At 67.2% G+C, this 15,694-nt stretch carries 14 protein-coding genes and 1 pseudogene; 7 read left to right on the forward strand and 8 right to left on the reverse strand.

The window, feature by feature from the left end; all coding sequences use genetic code 11:
• The first annotated feature begins 33 nt into the window (after positions 1 to 33).
• Positions 34 to 2,688, forward strand: coding sequence for a diguanylate cyclase (locus F466_RS0109515; protein ID WP_018993994.1), 2,655 nt, complete (start codon positions 34 to 36; stop codon positions 2,686 to 2,688).
• Between the two features lie 24 nt (positions 2,689 to 2,712).
• On the opposite strand, the gene F466_RS0109520 is transcribed toward F466_RS0109515, so the two are convergent.
• The 3 genes from F466_RS0109520 to rluB are packed head-to-tail and all read right to left on the reverse strand — an operon-like array spanning position 2,713 to position 5,530.
• Positions 2,713 to 3,918: an MFS transporter gene (locus F466_RS0109520; protein ID WP_018993995.1), complete on the reverse strand. Its 1,206-nt coding sequence runs from the start codon at positions 3,916 to 3,918 to the stop codon at positions 2,713 to 2,715.
• Between the two features lie 5 nt (positions 3,919 to 3,923).
• Positions 3,924 to 4,574: an endonuclease III domain-containing protein gene (locus tag F466_RS0109525; RefSeq protein WP_018993996.1), complete on the reverse strand. Its 651-nt coding sequence runs from the start codon at positions 4,572 to 4,574 to the stop codon at positions 3,924 to 3,926.
• Positions 4,574 to 5,530 (reverse strand): 23S rRNA pseudouridine(2605) synthase RluB, encoded by a 957-nt coding sequence (gene rluB, locus F466_RS0109530; protein ID WP_018138420.1) that lies wholly within the window; start codon positions 5,528 to 5,530, stop codon positions 4,574 to 4,576. The genes F466_RS0109525 and rluB overlap by 1 nt, the downstream gene beginning before the upstream one ends.
• Before the next feature lie 98 nt (positions 5,531 to 5,628).
• Between rluB and moaB the strand changes: the two genes are divergently transcribed.
• A complete protein-coding gene (gene moaB / locus F466_RS0109535; RefSeq protein WP_018993997.1) occupies positions 5,629 to 6,165 on the forward strand; it encodes a molybdenum cofactor biosynthesis protein B in 537 nt (178 codons plus the stop codon).
• A 4-nt stretch (positions 6,166 to 6,169) separates the two neighbouring features.
• Here moaB and F466_RS13175 read toward each other — a convergent pair.
• The 4 genes and pseudogenes from F466_RS13175 to F466_RS0109555 form a co-directional block, all read right to left on the reverse strand.
• A pseudogene (locus F466_RS13175) lies at positions 6,170 to 6,597 on the reverse strand (DUF488 domain-containing protein).
• Positions 6,598 to 6,604: 7 nt separating this feature from the next.
• The gene (locus F466_RS0109545; protein ID WP_018993999.1) at positions 6,605 to 8,389 is read right to left on the reverse strand and encodes an N-acetylglutaminylglutamine amidotransferase; all 1,785 of its coding nucleotides are present in this window, start codon (positions 8,387 to 8,389) and stop codon (positions 6,605 to 6,607) included.
• Positions 8,390 to 8,478: 89 nt separating this feature from the next.
• A complete protein-coding gene (locus F466_RS0109550) occupies positions 8,479 to 9,381 on the reverse strand; it encodes a LysR family transcriptional regulator (protein WP_255349444.1) in 903 nt (300 codons plus the stop codon).
• A 129-nt stretch (positions 9,382 to 9,510) separates the two neighbouring features.
• Positions 9,511 to 9,900 carry a hypothetical protein gene (locus F466_RS0109555; protein WP_018994001.1) on the reverse strand — a complete coding sequence of 130 codons (390 nt, stop codon included), beginning with the start codon at positions 9,898 to 9,900 and terminating at the stop codon, positions 9,511 to 9,513.
• Between the two features lie 50 nt (positions 9,901 to 9,950).
• On the opposite strand from F466_RS0109555, the gene sohB reads away from it, so the two are divergent.
• The 3 genes from sohB (at position 9,951) to F466_RS0109570 (ending at position 13,046) form a co-directional block, all read left to right on the forward strand.
• Positions 9,951 to 11,033 (forward strand): protease SohB, encoded by a 1,083-nt coding sequence (sohB, locus tag F466_RS0109560; RefSeq protein ID WP_018994002.1) that lies wholly within the window; start codon positions 9,951 to 9,953, stop codon positions 11,031 to 11,033.
• A gap of 62 nt (positions 11,034 to 11,095) precedes the next feature.
• Entirely contained in the window at positions 11,096 to 11,596 is a 501-nt protein-coding gene (locus tag F466_RS0109565) for a DsrE family protein (protein ID WP_018138414.1), read from the forward strand.
• A 118-nt stretch (positions 11,597 to 11,714) separates the two neighbouring features.
• Entirely contained in the window at positions 11,715 to 13,046 is a 1,332-nt protein-coding gene (locus tag F466_RS0109570; RefSeq protein WP_018994003.1) for an ethylbenzene dehydrogenase-related protein, read from the forward strand.
• Between the two features lie 29 nt (positions 13,047 to 13,075).
• Here F466_RS0109570 and F466_RS0109575 read toward each other — a convergent pair whose 3' ends face one another.
• Positions 13,076 to 14,050, reverse strand: a complete 975-nt coding sequence (locus F466_RS0109575; RefSeq protein WP_018138412.1) for an arsenic resistance protein — start codon at positions 14,048 to 14,050, stop codon at positions 13,076 to 13,078.
• A gap of 114 nt (positions 14,051 to 14,164) precedes the next feature.
• Between F466_RS0109575 and arsS the strand changes: the two genes are divergently transcribed.
• Positions 14,165 to 15,124, forward strand: a complete 960-nt coding sequence (arsS, locus tag F466_RS0109580; RefSeq protein ID WP_018994004.1) for an arsenosugar biosynthesis radical SAM (seleno)protein ArsS — start codon at positions 14,165 to 14,167, stop codon at positions 15,122 to 15,124.
• Positions 15,125 to 15,242: 118 nt separating this feature from the next.
• Positions 15,243 to 15,638: a DUF302 domain-containing protein gene (locus F466_RS0109585; protein WP_018994005.1), complete on the forward strand. Its 396-nt coding sequence runs from the start codon at positions 15,243 to 15,245 to the stop codon at positions 15,636 to 15,638.
• Positions 15,639 to 15,694 lie beyond the last annotated feature (56 nt).

Here is a 15,694-nt window from a genome sequence, read left to right on the forward strand (position 1 = left end):
CGGCTCGTCGCATCGCCCGCCAGTGTTCTGGCAATGGGCCTCCTGCTCCTTTGCGGCGCCAGCGTTCAGGCCGACGAACCGACACAACCGCTGATCGTCTCCCAGGACCATGCCTGGCCACCCTTCGCCTTCGCGGACAACGGCGGCGAGCCACGGGGTTTGCTGGTCGATCTGTGGCAGGAACTCGCAAACGAGCTCGACCGCCCGGTGGAGTTCCGGCTGGTCGACTGGCCGCGCACCCTGGATCTTGTCCGCGACGGCGAGGCCAATGTCCACGGCGGGCTCATCCGGTCTCCCGAACGCGAAGAAACACTGGCCTTCAGCGACGTGCTGTTCCCCCTGCGCACCTTCGCCTTTGTGCGCACCGGCGCGCCCGTGGCCCGACTGGACGAACTCGCGCACAAGCCGGCGGGCGTGGTGTCGGGCAGCTTCGAACTCGAGTTCATGCGGCGCGAACGACCCGAACACCCGCTGCAGGTCTTCGACAACAACGAGCAAATGGTGCGCGCCGCGGTGGAAGGCACGATCGATGTCTTCGTGGGCGACTACCCGGTCGCGATGTATCTGCTGGACCGTCATGGCGAGCCGGGCATGTTTCACCCCCTGGAGCTGCTCTACGAGCAGCCCCTGCGCGCAGCGGTGACTCACGGTAACGAGGAACTGCTGGACGAAATCAACACGGCCATCGCCCAGCTGGATGACGAACTGCTGCGCCAGATCACGCAGCGCTGGATCCACTCGGATACGGTCGAGGTGATCCCCACCTGGCTGCTCCCAACCGTCATTGGCCTGGGCCTGCTGGCGGTGTTGCTGTATGCCGCATTACTGCTTCGCCAGCGGCGCGCGCTCGAGACACGCGTTCGCCAGCGCACTGCCGAACTCGAGGACGAGCGCGAGCTGTTCCGTACCCTGACCGAACACGCCGCGGCCGGGGTATTCATCCTCCAGGACGACCATTTCCAGACCGTCAATCCGGCCCTTTCCCGTATCCTTCAGCGCCCCGAATCCTGGCTGCTGAACCAGCCCTTCTACGAGATCATCCACCCGGAACAGCGCGAGGCCGTGACCCAGCGGGCCCGCGACCGGATCGCGGGCAAAAAGGTGCCGGATCACTACGAGATGAAGGTCATCACCGGCGAGGGCGAGACCCGCTGGGTCGACCTGACCGCCGGCCGCGTGGAGCTGCAAAGCGGCCCGGCCAGCATTGGCACGATATACGACATCACCGAACGGCGACTGCTGGAGGATCAGCTGCGCACCAGCGAGGCCCAGTACCGCCAGCTGGTCGAGAACATCGGCGACATCATCTACACCCTCACGCCGGCCGGCGTCATCACCTATGTCTCGCCGCAATGGACACGAGTGCTGGGTTATGCCGCCGAAGAGGCGACCGGAACCCCCATCACCGACTACGTCCATCGGGACGACCGCGAGGAATTCGGCCGCTTCCTCCAGCGCACCATCCGCTCCGAGAAAAACGAGCAGGAAATCGAGTACCGCATCCGGCATCAAGAAGGGGAATGGCGCTGGCACGTCTCGAGCGGCGCCCCGATCCGCAGCGCGACGGGCGAGATCACGGGCTATGTGGGTGTCGCCCGAGACATTACCGATCGCCGCCGCATGCACGACGAGCTTCAGTATCAGGCGCGTTTCAATGCGATGCTGGCACACCTGTCCTCGGACTTTGTAACCGCCAGCGCCGACTTGATGGACGAGCGCCTGGATGCCGCGCTGGCCGATATCGGGCGCTTTTTCGCGGGCGACCGCTGTTACCTGTTCGAGTTGTCGGCGGATGGCGAGAATATGGACAACACCCACGAATGGTGTGCCCCCGGCGTGTTCTCCGTAATGGATCAGCTGCGGGATGTAGACCTCAAGGAACTGCCCTGGTGGCGTGCACGCATGCTGGAGATGCTCGAACAGCGCACACCCGTGGTCATCCCCTCTGTGGACGACCTCCCGAAGGAGGCGGCCACCGAGCGCGGGCTGTTCCGGCAACAAGGGGTCAAGACCCTGATCTGCGTACCCATTCTGACTGGGCAGCAGGTCACCGGCTTCGTCGGGATGGACATGCTGCGCCCACGCACCTGGCGCAAGGATCAGGATGAACTGCTGCTGGTGCTCGGCAACCTGATCTCGGAGGCACTGCAGCGCAACCACCTGGAGATCCAGCTACGCGATCTGGGGATCACCGACCCGTTGACCGGCCTGTACAACCGCCGCTACCTGATGGAGCGCCTGCGCGAACAGATCGAGGCCTGGCGCCGCCACGGCGAACACTTTGCCCTGGCGATCCTGGATCTGGACCATTTCAAGGCCCTCAATGACACCCATGGGCACCTGGCCGGCGACGAGGTGCTGCGCAACTTCGGCGATCTGCTGCGGCGCCAGCATCGGGTCTTCGACATTGTCGCTCGATTTGGCGGCGAGGAATTCATCGTGGTGCTCAGCCATGTCGATCACGAGGCCGCCATCACCGCGATCGAGCGCCTGCTGCAGGCCACCCGCGAACTCGACACACGGTTCGAGGGCGAATCGCTGGCCTTCACGGTCAGCGCCGGCCTGGCCTGGTCCGACGAGTGTGACCCGGAGCACCTCACGCCCGAAGCCCTGATCGATCGGGCCGATGACCGTCTGTATCGCGCGAAGGCCCAGGGGCGCGACCGGCTTGTGGCCGGGGACACATAACCCATCCGGGCGGCGCTGAAAGCGTCAGCCTCTCCCGGCGCCCCGTGGGCCCGACAGCCGGCTGAGCGCCCACAAGCCGAGCGCGGGGCCGGGCAACAACAGCCACACCACCCACAGCCCCAGGTCATCCCACAGCCAGGCGGTCCCCAGGATCGAAGGCAGGGTGAGCGCAAAGCCGATGGCATTCATCACGCTCAGGGCGGAACCCACCGCATCCTGTGGCGCACTCTCCGCGGCCAGCGCGGAGAACTGGGGCGAATCCGCGATCACCGTCAGCCCCCAGAGGGCCAACAGACCCAGAAGCAGCCACGGCGCCAGCCCCGCCAGCAACGGATACAACAGGCACACCAGCCCGGATGTGGCGAGCGCCACCCGCGCGACACGCAGGCTCCCCAGTCGGCGGCTCAGCCGGCCACCCCAGACACAGCCCACCGCGCCCAGCCCGATCACCGCGAAGGCCAGCCAGGGTACCAGCCCCGCCGGGGCATCCAGACGGGTCAGCTCATGCGCCACCAGCAGAGGGACCAGGGTCCAGAAGGCATACAGCTCCCAGCAATGGCCGAAGTAACCGCCGGCCACCGCACGAAAATCACGCCCGCCCAATGCACGAAAGCCCTTGCCCAGCCCCGGTGTGCGCCCCGGCGGCGGCAGATGCGGGCCGTCACCCAGGCGCGCGATCATCCAGGCGGCCGCCACCGCCAGCACGGAGGCCAGCATCATCGGCACCGGCCAGACCAGATCGAGGGTCACGCCCCGCAGGAGATGAGGAAGCGCCGTTCCCAGCGTGAGCATCCCGAGCAGCCAGGACAGGGCCCAGCCCTTGTGCTGCGGCGTCCAGCTGATCACCAGCTTCATGCCCAGCGGATACACCCCGGCCAGACACAGCCCGACGACAAAGCGCACCACCAGCGCCATCTCCCAGACGCCGGCCAACAGGACAAACCCGGCATTGACCAGCGCCCCCAATAGCGCGGACACCATGAACAGGCGACTGGCACGCACCCGGTCGGCCAGGCCGGTCGCGGCCGCCACCAGGGTGCCGATGATGAACCCCAGCTGCGTCGCCATCGTCAGCCAGCCGATCTCGGTCGCCGTCCAGCCCAGTTCCTGCTGCAGGGACAGCCCGACCCCGTTCACGCTGAACCACAGCGAGGTCGCAAAGAGCTGAGCGATCACGATCACCGCCAGGGGATGGCGGTGCAGCAGCCCCGCGAAGCGGCCTGCCTGCACGAGTTCTAATCCACCACGCGGCCGGGACAGGCGTCGCTCAGGGGGCATCCCTGACAAAGCGGTTTCGGACGGCAGCGCTGCTTGCCGTGTTCCACAATCAAGGCGTGCAGATCATTGAAGGCCTGCGCATCCGGCCCCAGCTCCGACTCCACCCAGGCCCGCAGGTCGTCGTAGGCGCCACGCGCATGCGGCAGGCCCAGCCGTTCGAACAGCCGCCGGGTGTAGGCATCGACCACGAACACCGGCCGTTCGAAGGCGTACAGCACGATGTCGTCCGCCGTCTCCGGCCCGACGCCCTTGACGCCCAGAAGGGCCGAGCGCAAGGCCTCGGTCTCCATGCGGGCCAGGGCTTCCACCCCGCCGTGCTGTTCCAGAAAGCGCAGCAGGTGCCGCAGACGGTCGGCCTTCACGTTGAAGTAGCCGCTCGGGCGGATGTGTTCGGCCAGGGTCTCGTGCGGGAGCTCCAGCAGGGCTTCCGGGTCCAGCACATCGGCCTCGCGCAGATTCGCGATTGCGCGTTCGACATTGGTCCAGCTGGTGTTCTGCGTGAGCACCGCGCCCACCATGACCTCGAACGCCGACTCCGCCGGCCACCACTGCAGGTCGCCGTAGGCGCCCTGCAGGCGCTGCCGCACTTCGGCCACCCGCAACGACATCAGGAACGCGCCCGACCACCCGGCTTGCGCGGCCCACCCTTGCGCCCGGAACCTCCTGGCCCCGAACGTCCGGTCTTGCCGCCCTTGCCGGGGCCGCTCCCCGGCTTGGTGGAGCTCCAGCGATCCGCTTCACGTACGCGCCCGCCCGACTTGCCCCGCTTGCCGCGCGCGGGCCGGGTGTTGCGGCCCGGCCCGCGGCGCCGACCCCGCTCGCGAATGGACTCCGGCACGGGCAGCTCGACTGCCTCGTACAGGGCCTCGACCTCGCGCACCTCCAGATCCCGCGACGCACCCGTCTTCAGACCGCGCCCGAGCACCACCGGTCCGTAGCGCACCCGGATCAGCCGGCTCACGGTCACACCTACGGCGTCCCACAGGCGGCGCACCAGACGGTTGCGACCCTCACTGACCACGACATGAAACCAGTGGTTGGCGCCGTCGCCGCCACGCTCTTCCAGGACATCGAAGCGCGCGGGACCATCCTCCAGCTCGACCCCTTCCAGCAGCATGCGCCGCGTATCGTCGGGGACCTCGCCCAGCACCCGCACCGCATACTCGCGCTCCAGCGAATGACTGGGGTGCATCAGGCGGTTCGCCAGTTCGCCATCGGTGGTGAACAGCAGCAGTCCCGAGGTATTCAGGTCGAGACGCCCGACCGCGACCCAGCGCTGCCCCTTCAGGCGCGGCAGGCTGGCGAACACCGGCTTGCGGCCCTCGGGGTCGCTGCGACTGCAGATCTCGCCGACCGGCTTGTGATACACGAGCCAGCGATGCGCATGCTCCGCCATGTGGATCACGCGGCCGCGCACGCGGATCACGTCATTCGGCCCGACCTGATCGCCCAGCTTCGCCGTGCGCTGGTTGACCTTCACCTCGCCGCGCTCGATCCAGCCCTCGATCTCGCGCCGCGAGCCGAGGCCGCGCGCCGCCAGGACCTTTTGTACCCGCTCCGACATTCCTGCTGACTCCAGACGTCTCGATCCGGCCGCATTGCCGCGACCGGACCCGCATTCATTATGATGGGCGCTCACGATACACCAACAGGACGTTGCCCATGACCGCCAAGTGCCCGGAAACCTCCCCCGTCCAGACTCCGCTGAACATCGCCGTCCTCACGGTATCCGACAGCCGAACGCTGGCCGAGGACCGCTCCGGCGATGCCCTGGTGGAACGGCTGGAGGGCGCAGGGCACCGCCTGGCCGAGCGCCGCGTAGTCCGGGACGACATCTATGCGATCCGCGCCGAACTCTCACGCTGGATTGCCGATCCGGAGATCGACGCGGTGCTAACCACCGGCGGCACCGGCATCACGGGCCGCGACGGCACCCCGGAGGCCGCCTCGGTGCTACTGGACAAGACCATCGAGGGCTTCGGCGAGCTGTTCCGCATGCTCTCCTTTGAGGAGATCGGCACCTCCAGCCTGCAGTCCCGCGCGCTGTCGGGCGTGGCTAACGGCACCTATGTCTTCGTGCTGCCGGGCTCCACCGGCGCCTGCCGCACCGCCTGGGACCGCATCATCCAGGCCCAGCTGGACGACCGCACCATGCCCTGCAACCTGACCATGCTGATGCCGCGCCTGAAGGAGTCCTGAGCGATCAATCCGGATCTGCCGCGGGCTCGTCGGGCGCGAAGCACACCGGCGAAGCACGTTCGCCGGGTCGCTCCTCCTCAGCCCGCTCGGCAGCAAGGAGATCGCGCAACACCACCGCGTGGCTATGCTCCACATCCCGCGTGGCCGTCAGCAGCGTCAGGCAGCCGCGGCGGGCGTACCCCAATAGCCGGCCCCAGGCCTCGGCGCCGCCTCCAGTTCTGTTTGATAACGGCGGCAGAAATCACGCCAGCGCCCCGGGTCATGGCCGAACCAGCGGCGCAGCTCCGGGGACGGCGCGATGGCCTTTTCCCAGGCATCCAGTGCGAGTGTGGATTTCTTTATCCCCCGCGGCCAGAGGCGATCAACCAGCACACGACACCTGTCGTCGGGCCCGACCGGATCGTAGACGCGCCGGATCCGCACCCGTTCCATGCGGCGCTTACCGATCCACGTGGGTCTGCAGCCAGTATTCGAGCAGGGCCGCATGCCACAGCTTGGAACCCTGGATGCGGGTGAAGTACTGATCCGGGGCGTCCAGCAGCTTGTCGATGTAGGCCGGCTGGTACAGCCCGCGCTCGCGCGAGGCGCGCGAGGTCAGGATGTCGCGCATGAATTCGAGGAAGTCGCCGCGCACGTATTTGAGTGCCGGCACCGGGAAGTAGCCCTTGGGCCGGTCCAGCACCGCGTCCGGCAGGCGCCCGCGGGCGATGCGGCGCAGCACGTCCTTGCCGCCGTCGCCCAGCTTCAGGTGCGGCGGCATCGCGGCGGCGGTCTCCACCAGCTCGTGATCCAGGAACGGGACCCGCGCCTCCAGGCCGAAGGCCATGGTCATGTTGTCCACGCGCTTGACCGGGTCGTCCACGATCAGCGTGGTCACATCCAGCGCCAGCACCGCGTCGATGAAGGAATCCGCGCGGTCGGTCTCGAGTTCGGCGAACTGCTCGCGCAGCCAGTCGCCGGTCACGTCATTCGACGGCGGGTGGCGCAGCATCTCGGCCATCTCGGGGTGGTCGCGGTCGAAGTAGTGGCGACGGAAACGTTCCACCCAGTCGCCGTGACGGTCCTCGGCCATCTGCGGGTACCAGAAGTAGCCACCGAAGACCTCGTCCGCGCCCTGGCCGGACTGCACCACCTTCACATGCTGCGAGACCTGTTCCGAGAGCAGGTAGAAGGCCACCGCATCCTGGCCGAACATCGGCTCGGCCATCGCCCCCACCGCCTCCGGCAGGCGGGCCAGCACCTGGTCGTTGGGGATCAGCGTGGCCTGATGGTCGGTGGCGTAGCGCTCGGCGACCGGATCGGAGTACTCGAACTCCGATCCCTTCTCCTCCGGCTGGTCCTCGAAGCCGACGGTGAAGGTACGCAGGTCCTGCGCCCCCTCCTCCATCGCCAGCGCGACCAACAGCGACGAGTCAAGCCCGCCGGAGAGCAGCACGCCCACCGGCACGTCGGCCACCTCCAGGCGCTTGCGCACGGCGCTGCGCAGACTGTGCTCGATACGCTCCTGCCATTCGGCGTCGGACACGGCCTCGGCCGGGCGGTGGGCATACAGCGTCCAGTAACGTTGCAGTCGCTCCTGCCCACGCGCATCGATACTGAGGTAATGCCCCGGCTCCAGCTTGCGGATACCGCGCAGCACGGTACGCGGCGCGGGCACCACCGCGTGCAGCGAGAACAGCATGTGCAACGCCTCGGCATCCAGCTCGGTGTCCACGTCGCCCGCCGCCAGCAGCGCCTGGGTGTTGGAGGCGAAGCGGATGCCGTCGCCACCGCGCGCCAGATACAGCGGCTTGATGCCCATGCGGTCGCGCGCCAGCAGCAAGCGCTGGGCGTGGCCGTCATACAGCGCAAAGGCAAACATGCCGTGCAGCCGGGCGACGATGCCCTCGCCCCACTCGGCATAGCCGCGCAGGATGACCTCGGTATCGCCGGTGGAGAAGAAGCGATGGCCGCGGCCCTCCAGCTCGCTGCGCAGGGCACGGAAGTTGTAGATCGCGCCGTTGAACACCAGCGCGAGCCCGGTCTCCGGGTCGAACATCGGCTGGTGCGCGCGCTGCGACAGGTCCAGGATCGACAGGCGCCGGTGCCCCAGGGCCACCCGCCCGGAGGCCCACAGCCCGTCGGCATCCGGCCCGCGCCGTTCCAGGCAGGGCAGCATGCGCGCCACGGCCTCGCCACTGGCGCGCCGTTCACCCCAGACGAATTCTCCCGCGATCCCGCACATCGATTCTTTCCTTGCTGGTTGGGTGGCTTGGTTTTGGAGCCGGCTTGTTCCTCTCCGGCGCAGGCAGGGCTTCGCCTGCAGGCAGGCTCCTACCGTTCAGGGGGCTCTGACGAGCTTCCGCCGAAGGCGGCCTCCAGGGCCTCCATCAGGGCCTGGCTGGCGGCCCCGGCGCGGTCGCGATCCGCGTGCGCCATGTAGAACGGCACCTCGTGGCGCGTGCCTGCCTCCAGGTTCAATTCGACCAGACACCCCTGCTCAAGATCCTCCGCGATACGATCCAGCGGCAGCCAGGCGAAGCCGATCCCGGAGCACAGGATCGCGCGCGCGGTACTCATGTGCGAGACCGTCCAGCGCTGGTCGGCCTCGAGCCAGCCACCCTCCCCGGCCTGCTGCTCGCCGGAATCACGAACCACGATCTGGCGCTGCGCCTGCAGGTCCCGCCGTGTCAGCCGCTGGCCGTCGGCCAGCGGATGTCCCGGGTGTGCCACGCAGACCATGATCTGATCCGCCAGCCAGGCGCCCAGATAGCCGCCCGGCAACTCCGGCGCGATCAGGATATCCACCCGGCCTTCGCGCAGGAGTTCCGGGCCGCCGCTCAGGACGACCTCCTCCAGCTGGACACGCGTGGCCGGATAGGCACGGGAAAAGCGCTCCAGCGCCTGGATCACCGGGCCCCGCGGCAGGATCTGGTCCACCGCCAGCCGCACCTCGGACTCCACACCGGCGGCGAGCGCACCGGCCAGGGCCTCGATCTCGGCGGCCTCCTCCAGCAGGTGCTCGGCACGGCGCAGCAGCGCCTCGCCCGCCGGGGTCAGCACCGCCTTGCGGCCCTGGACTTCGAAGACCTCGACGCCCAGGCGCTCTTCCAGCTTCTGCACCGCATGATTCACACTGGAGGGGCTCTTGTGAACTTGTTCCGCGGCACGAGCAAAACCGCCGGCGGCCACCACCGCCTGCAACATGCGCCATTGCTCCAGGGAGACGCGGATCAATGGACCCGCCTACGTCGACATCCAGGAGTCCACGCCAGGACGCGGCGGCCCCGTTCTGGTGACAGGCTGCACCGCCACTGCCGCGGCTTCTCAGCACACAGCATCGAACCAAACGCCGCCCGATTCATCCTAGTGTTCCTCGGGGCACCCGCAGCCGGTCTTGTGGATACGCCGATGCCATTCCTCGCGCATCCGCGCGTAGGCGGTCGTGGTCATCAGCAGCAGATGGACCGTGGAGGGGTAGATTCGGCCGTCCATGCGCAGGGTCTCGGTCAGCTCCGGGTCCTTGCCCTCGGGGATGTAGAAAAAGTCCTGCCCCTCGCGCAGCTGATCCTTTTGCGCCTTGAACAGACGAAAGGCCGTGCCCTTGGGCACACCGTTCCATTCGTCGATCTGACGCAGGCTCAGGGTGGCGTATCCCTTATGGATGACCGGGTCCGGCGGGGTGTCGCTGGCGGAACCCTCGCGCCCCGGAAACAGTCCTGCACTACGGGGGTCTTCGTCGCTTTCGATCCTCATGCTGGCATTATGGCATGCCGACAGCCGCCCGACGGAACAGGACGACACGGATGGAATTGCTACAGGAATACGGGCTGTTCTTCGCCAAACTCGTAACCGCCCTCGTGGTGGTGCTGATCTTCGTGAGTGCCGTGGCGGGGGTGGTCGCCAAGAGCCGCGAGAGGCGTCCGGACCGCCTGACGGTGCGCAAGCTGAACGATCGCTATCGCCGCATGGAGAAGACCATCCGCCACGCGGTCGAGGGAAGCGCGACCTGGCGAGCGCGGCTGCGCAAGAAGCTGGGGTGGCGCCGCGGCGATTCCTCGTCCGGCGAAGGTGAATCCACCGAGGCCCCAAAACCGGATACCCCGAGCGAACACCCCGGCCCGGATTCCGGCGACCAGGAACGGCCCAGGGTGTATGTGCTGCACTTCACCGGCGATATCCGCGCCTCCAGCGTCGACAGCCTGCGCGAGGAGGTGACCGCGATCCTGACCCTCGCCCGCCCCGAACAGGACCGGGTGATCGTATGCCTGGAAAGCCCCGGGGGGCTTGTCCCGTCGTACGGCCTGGCGGCCTCGCAACTGGCCCGCCTGCGCGACCAGGGGCTGGACCTGACCGTCGCGGTGGACCGGGTTGCCGCCAGCGGCGGGTACATGATGGCCGCCGTGGCGCACCGGATCGTGGCTGCGCCCTTCGCGGTGCTGGGGTCGATCGGGGTCGTGGCCCAGATTCCGAATCTGCACCGCTGGCTGGAACGTCATGACATCGATGTCGAACTGCTGACCGCCGGCGAATACAAGCGCACCCTGACCGTACTCGGGGAGAACACCGACGAGGGCCGGCGCAAGTTCCGCGAGCAGCTGGACGAGGCGCACGACCAGTTCAAGACGTTTCTTTCCCGCTACCGCCCATCCCTGGACCTGGAGAAAGTGGCAACCGGCGAGCACTGGTACGGCGAACAGGCACACGACCTGGGCCTGGCCGATGAACTGCGAACCAGCGATGATCTGCTGCTGGAGACCAGCCGCGAGGCCGACCTGTTCGAGATTACCTATACGCGCCCGCAGCGCCTGAGCCGACGCGTCACGCTGGCGATGGAATCCATCGTCGAGCGTGCGCTGCGCGGCAGCGCTCCTCATGAACGGCTATAACCGGGGAAGAAGCGCCCACCCCCAGTCGTCCAACATCAAGAACCGACCCGGAGGACACGACCATGCAACATCGCTCCCGCACCCCTGCTTTTTTGCTCTGCCTGCTTGCCGGCATTGCCCTGTTCGCGTTGCCGCTGGCGGGCAGTGCGGACGACAAGATGCCCTGGGGCTCGGCCGAGATGATGGACCGCGAATACGAGCCACGTAAGGTGGTCTACGACGTCTATGTGGATACCGAAGACGAGCTGAACATGGTGCTCGATCGCGTCAGCATGCTGAACAACGTCTACGAGTCCGATCCGTTCGAGGCCCACATCGTGCTGGTTTTGCATGGCCGCGAGGTCCCGTTCTTCACGCGCGACCAGTTCGAGGAGCGCGAGGAAACCATGCGTCGCGCCAAGTCCCTCAGTGAAGGCGGCGTCATCGAGTTCCGCATGTGTGAGGCCTCCGCCCGGCTGCGCGGCATCGACCACGAAGACGTCCACGGCTTTGTGAACCTGGTGCCCATGGCCGACGCCGAGATCATCGAACTGCAGCACGAGGGCTACCTGCTGATGCAGTGAGGCCCCGCCTGCAGGCAGACGCCAGAACCCTGGTGTCTGCCTGTTAACGCCCCTTCAATGGCTGCCCCGAGCAAGCCTCCCTACGCCCCATCGATAGCACCCCAAGGAATCCCCGCTCATGAAACGACGCCTGCTTGCCCTCCTGATCGCAGCCACCGGCCCCACCCTGGTTCTGGCCGACGAACCGCGGAAGAGCGACCCTGATCAGAATGTCTACATCCCAGGGGCCGAGGACAGCCAGGGCGTGTTGCGCGTGGCAGCAGTCTACAACGGGGACCGCATCCGGATTCACTACGAGTACGAAACCAACAGCCCCAGCTGGTATCACCAGTACTGGCGCTACGAGGATGGCGAATGGGTGCGCTACGGCTCCGGCGGCCCGGAGCCGGACGAGCACGGCCTGTACGAAGACCGCATCTCGATGATGCTGGACGACGGCTCGGTCGACGACTTCATGCGCCTTGGTGGCTGGATGACGGCACACGAAGGCATGCGCAGCCTGAGCTCGGAGGTGGATCGCGACGACGTGCGCGAACACCCCAAGCTGGGCGAAGCGATGGGCCGCAGCGATGTGCGCAAATACCTGCCGCAGACCCGCGAAACCGATGACCCGGAAGATGTCTCCTGGGACGCCATCCGCGATGATGACGAGCTCGAGGCGATGCGCGAGAACGGCGAATTCCTCGACCTGTGGCAATGGCGGGCCCACCGCAGCCACCCGATGGGGTACGCGGATAACGGCTATGTGCTGCACTACCGCCTCGCCTCCGAGGGCGACAGCATGTTCACCACCAACTGGGACGACGACACCGAGCAGCCCGCCTATATGTTCGACCCCGACCAGGTGGGCGCCCCGGCCCTCGACTGGGAGCGCCTGGTCGCGGGCGAATATGGCCAGAACGACCCCTACTTCCTGTCGGAAAATAACTCGGTCGCGTTTGACCCCGACTATGACTGGCAGGAGGGCGACACCCTGCCCCAGCGCTTCCTGCGCGAGCCCGGTGGCAGCCGCGGCGCGATCGAGGCCTCGGGCGGCTACCAGGACGGGGCCTGGCGCATCGCGTTGACCCGCTCGCTCGACGCCCCGGACTCACGCGACAGCAAGGCACTTGAACAGGGCAATACCTACAACGTCGCCTTCGCCGTGCACAACGGCACCGGGGCCCGCTGGCATCTGGTCTCGCTGCCCCTGACGCTGGGGCTGGACAATGGCGAGGCCGACATCGAAGCCCAGTACACGGACGGACACCTGGACGACGCCGACCTCGAATGGACCGAGGTCCCGGTGTTCTATCCCGGACAGATGACCTACCAGAAGCTGCACAGCGACGCGCACGGGGCCGGCGGCCCGCTCGTGCGTGATGGCGACCTGGGCGTGCTTGACGCCCACGATCCGGAGGGCCTCGCGGACCTGATCATCGAGCACGAACTGCGTCAGCTGGAGAACTAGGGGGGCCAATGTCTCCCCAGGACTGATCGTCAGCTCGACCCGGATGGTTCCGAGGGTGCCTGCGGGGCGGGGAACAGGCGCGGCATCCAGCGCAGGTAGCCGAGCATCCCGAACAGCTCGACCAGCGACTGCAGCACGATGACCATGACGGCCGCGTGCAGGGCCTCCGGCAGTGCCAGCGCCACCGGCAGCACGACAAACGAGTTGCGCGTACCCAGGCTGAACGCCAGTGTGCGCCCCTGCTCAATGGGCAGGGCGAATACCCGGGCCAGGGCCCATGCCAGTGCGGCCGCCCCGACCAGAAACAGCAGGTACACCGGGATCACCCCCAGCAGCTCCCGCCCGCCCTCGAACACCACCGGGGCCTCCGCCAGCGCGATCAGCCCCACCACCAGCGCCAGCAGCGGAACGGTGGCGACCCCGAAGCGGTTCTGCCAGACCTGCACACGCCCCCGCACCCTGAGCGCCTGCTCCAGCAGAACGGCCGCCGACAGCGGCAGCCCGATCAGCAGCGCCGCCGCGGCGAACACGGTCGGCGACATAAGGCCCACGGTCTCGCCCGGCCCCAGGATGAGGGCCAGGTACACCGGCAGCATCAGGAATTGCGCCGCAAGACTCACCGGCGCAAAGGCCGCGGCACGCGCACTATCGCCCCCGCCCTGGCGGGCAAAGGCAATGAACCAGTCGGTGCAGGGCATCAGCAGCACGAGCAGGATGCCCAGCCGTATCGCCGGGTCGTCCGGGGCCAACGGCAGCAGGGCGATCAGCAACAGCGGCACCAGCACGAAGTTCCCCACCAGTGCGGCCACCAGGAAGCGGCGATCGTTAAAGGCGAGCCGGATCGCCTCCCAGGGGATCTGCGCAAAGGTGACAAACAGCAACAGCCCGAGCGCGATCCATACCCAGGCGGTCAGCCCCTCGCCAAGCCCCGGCCAGAGGCTGGCCAGGACGAGCCCCAGCACAATCGCGGCGAGATAGACCCAGACCTGAAGACGTTCCAGCATCCCGCTACGGTATCAGAACCCCACCCGCCGTCCGGCTTCGTTGTCGGCGGCGCCGCGACCGGTCAGGCTTAGGGTGTTGCTTTGCGTACGTATCCGCACCGTGCAGGGGATGTGATGATCCAGCAGGAGCCTTTGGTGGCCTACCACGATTTCCCGCCCCTGACCCGGGCGCGGCTGGAGACCCTGCAGGCCAACCTCGGCTATGTCTGCAACCAGACCTGCTTTCACTGCCATGTGAACGCCGGGCCGAACCGGCGCGAGATCATGCCGCCAGAGGTGATCGACGAACTGCTCGCCTGCTGCGATCGCTGCGACGTCCAGACCCTGGACCTGACCGGTGGCGCCCCGGAACTGAATCCCGGCTTTCGCGACCTGGTCCGCGCCGCCCGCCAGCGCGGGATACACGTGATGGATCGCTGCAACCTGACCATCCTCGGTGAACCCGGGCAGGAGGACCTGGCAGCGTTCCTGGCCGAACAGGGCATCGAGATCGTGGCCTCGCTGCCCTGCTATCTGGAAGAGAACGTCGATGCCCAGCGTGGCGACGGTGTGTTCGAACGCAGCATTGCAGGTCTGAAGCAGCTCAATGCCCTGGGTTACGGCCAGCCCGACAGCGGGCTCGGTCTCAACCTGGTCTACAACCCGCAAGGGCCGAGTCTGCCGCCCCCGCAGGCCGAACTGGAGGCCGCCTACCACGAGCACCTCGAGCGCGAGTACGGCATCCTTTTCAACGCGCTGTTCACGATCACCAACATGCCCATTCACCGCTTCGCCAAGACGCTAGCGCGTGAGGGCCGTTACAACGCCTACATGCAGACGCTGCGAAACGCCCATCAGTCGTCTAACCTCGCGAGCGTCATGTGTCGGACACTCGTCTCGGTCGACTGGCAGGGATACGTGCACGACTGTGACTTCAACCAGATGCTGGGGTTACCCCTGGGGGCCGGTCGCGGCCACCGCGTCCACATCGGCGAGCTGACGCCCGAGTACCTGGCGCAGGCACCGATCGCGGTCGGCGACCACTGCTACGGATGCACGGCCGGCCAGGGTTCCAGCTGCGGCGGGGCGCTTTGATCCCCCCGCGACCATTCAAGTCCTCAACCACGATGAAAAGGAATTCGTCACGAAAAAAACCCTTCTGGCCACCACACTGTCGCTCGCCCTCGCCGCCACGTCCGCGCAGGCGTTCGATGTGGACGGCATGATCACCAAGGCCAGCCCGCACTCGGCCGCGGAAACCCTGGACCGCTTCGAGTCCGCCCTGCAGGCGAACGATGTCAACGTCGCCCTGCGCTGGGATCACGCCAGCAAGGCCGCGGGCGAGGACATTGATCTTGGCCCGACCGAGCTGCTGCTGTTCGGCAATCCGGCCCTGGGCAGCCACATGTTCACCAGCCGCCAGCACGCGGGCATCGACCTGCCGATGAAGGCGCTGGCCTGGACCGATGCGGAAGGACAGACCTGGCTGGCCTACAACGATCCCGAGTGGCTGGCCGAACGCCACGGGATCGACGATCGCGAGGATATTGTCGAGCAGATGAGCAACGCGCTCGACAACCTCTCAGGTGCGGCGATCGCCGACGACTGAGCACCAGCAACCGGCGGGCGATTCGTTATAGTGGGGGCCAGACCCAATGTCCCGGG

The sequence above is a fragment of the Thioalkalivibrio sp. ALgr1 genome, from assembly GCF_000378285.1.
GTDB lineage: Bacteria > Pseudomonadota > Gammaproteobacteria > Ectothiorhodospirales > Ectothiorhodospiraceae > Thioalkalivibrio.

Bases quoted from the DNA above. Each gene is read 5' to 3' on its own strand.
- F466_RS0109515 (WP_018993994.1), top strand. From the start codon at position 34: ATGGGCCTCCTGCTCCTTTGCGGCGCCAGCGTTCAGGCCGACGAACCG.
- moaB (WP_018993997.1), top strand. From the start codon at position 5,629: ATGACCGCCAAGTGCCCGGAAACCTCCCCCGTCCAGACTCCGCTGAAC.
- F466_RS0109575 (WP_018138412.1), bottom strand. From the start codon at position 14,050: ATGCTGGAACGTCTTCAGGTCTGGGTCTATCTCGCCGCGATTGTGCTG.
- F466_RS0109555 (WP_018994001.1), bottom strand. From the start codon at position 9,900: ATGAGGATCGAAAGCGACGAAGACCCCCGTAGTGCAGGACTGTTTCCG.
- rluB (WP_018138420.1), bottom strand. From the start codon at position 5,530: ATGTCGGAGCGGGTACAAAAGGTCCTGGCGGCGCGCGGCCTCGGCTCG.
- arsS (WP_018994004.1), top strand. From the start codon at position 14,165: ATGATCCAGCAGGAGCCTTTGGTGGCCTACCACGATTTCCCGCCCCTG.
- F466_RS0109545 (WP_018993999.1), bottom strand. From the start codon at position 8,389: ATGTGCGGGATCGCGGGAGAATTCGTCTGGGGTGAACGGCGCGCCAGT.
- F466_RS0109525 (WP_018993996.1), bottom strand. From the start codon at position 4,574: ATGTCGTTGCGGGTGGCCGAAGTGCGGCAGCGCCTGCAGGGCGCCTAC.
- F466_RS0109570 (WP_018994003.1), top strand. From the start codon at position 11,715: ATGAAACGACGCCTGCTTGCCCTCCTGATCGCAGCCACCGGCCCCACC.
- sohB (WP_018994002.1), top strand. From the start codon at position 9,951: ATGGAATTGCTACAGGAATACGGGCTGTTCTTCGCCAAACTCGTAACC.
- F466_RS0109565 (WP_018138414.1), top strand. From the start codon at position 11,096: ATGCAACATCGCTCCCGCACCCCTGCTTTTTTGCTCTGCCTGCTTGCC.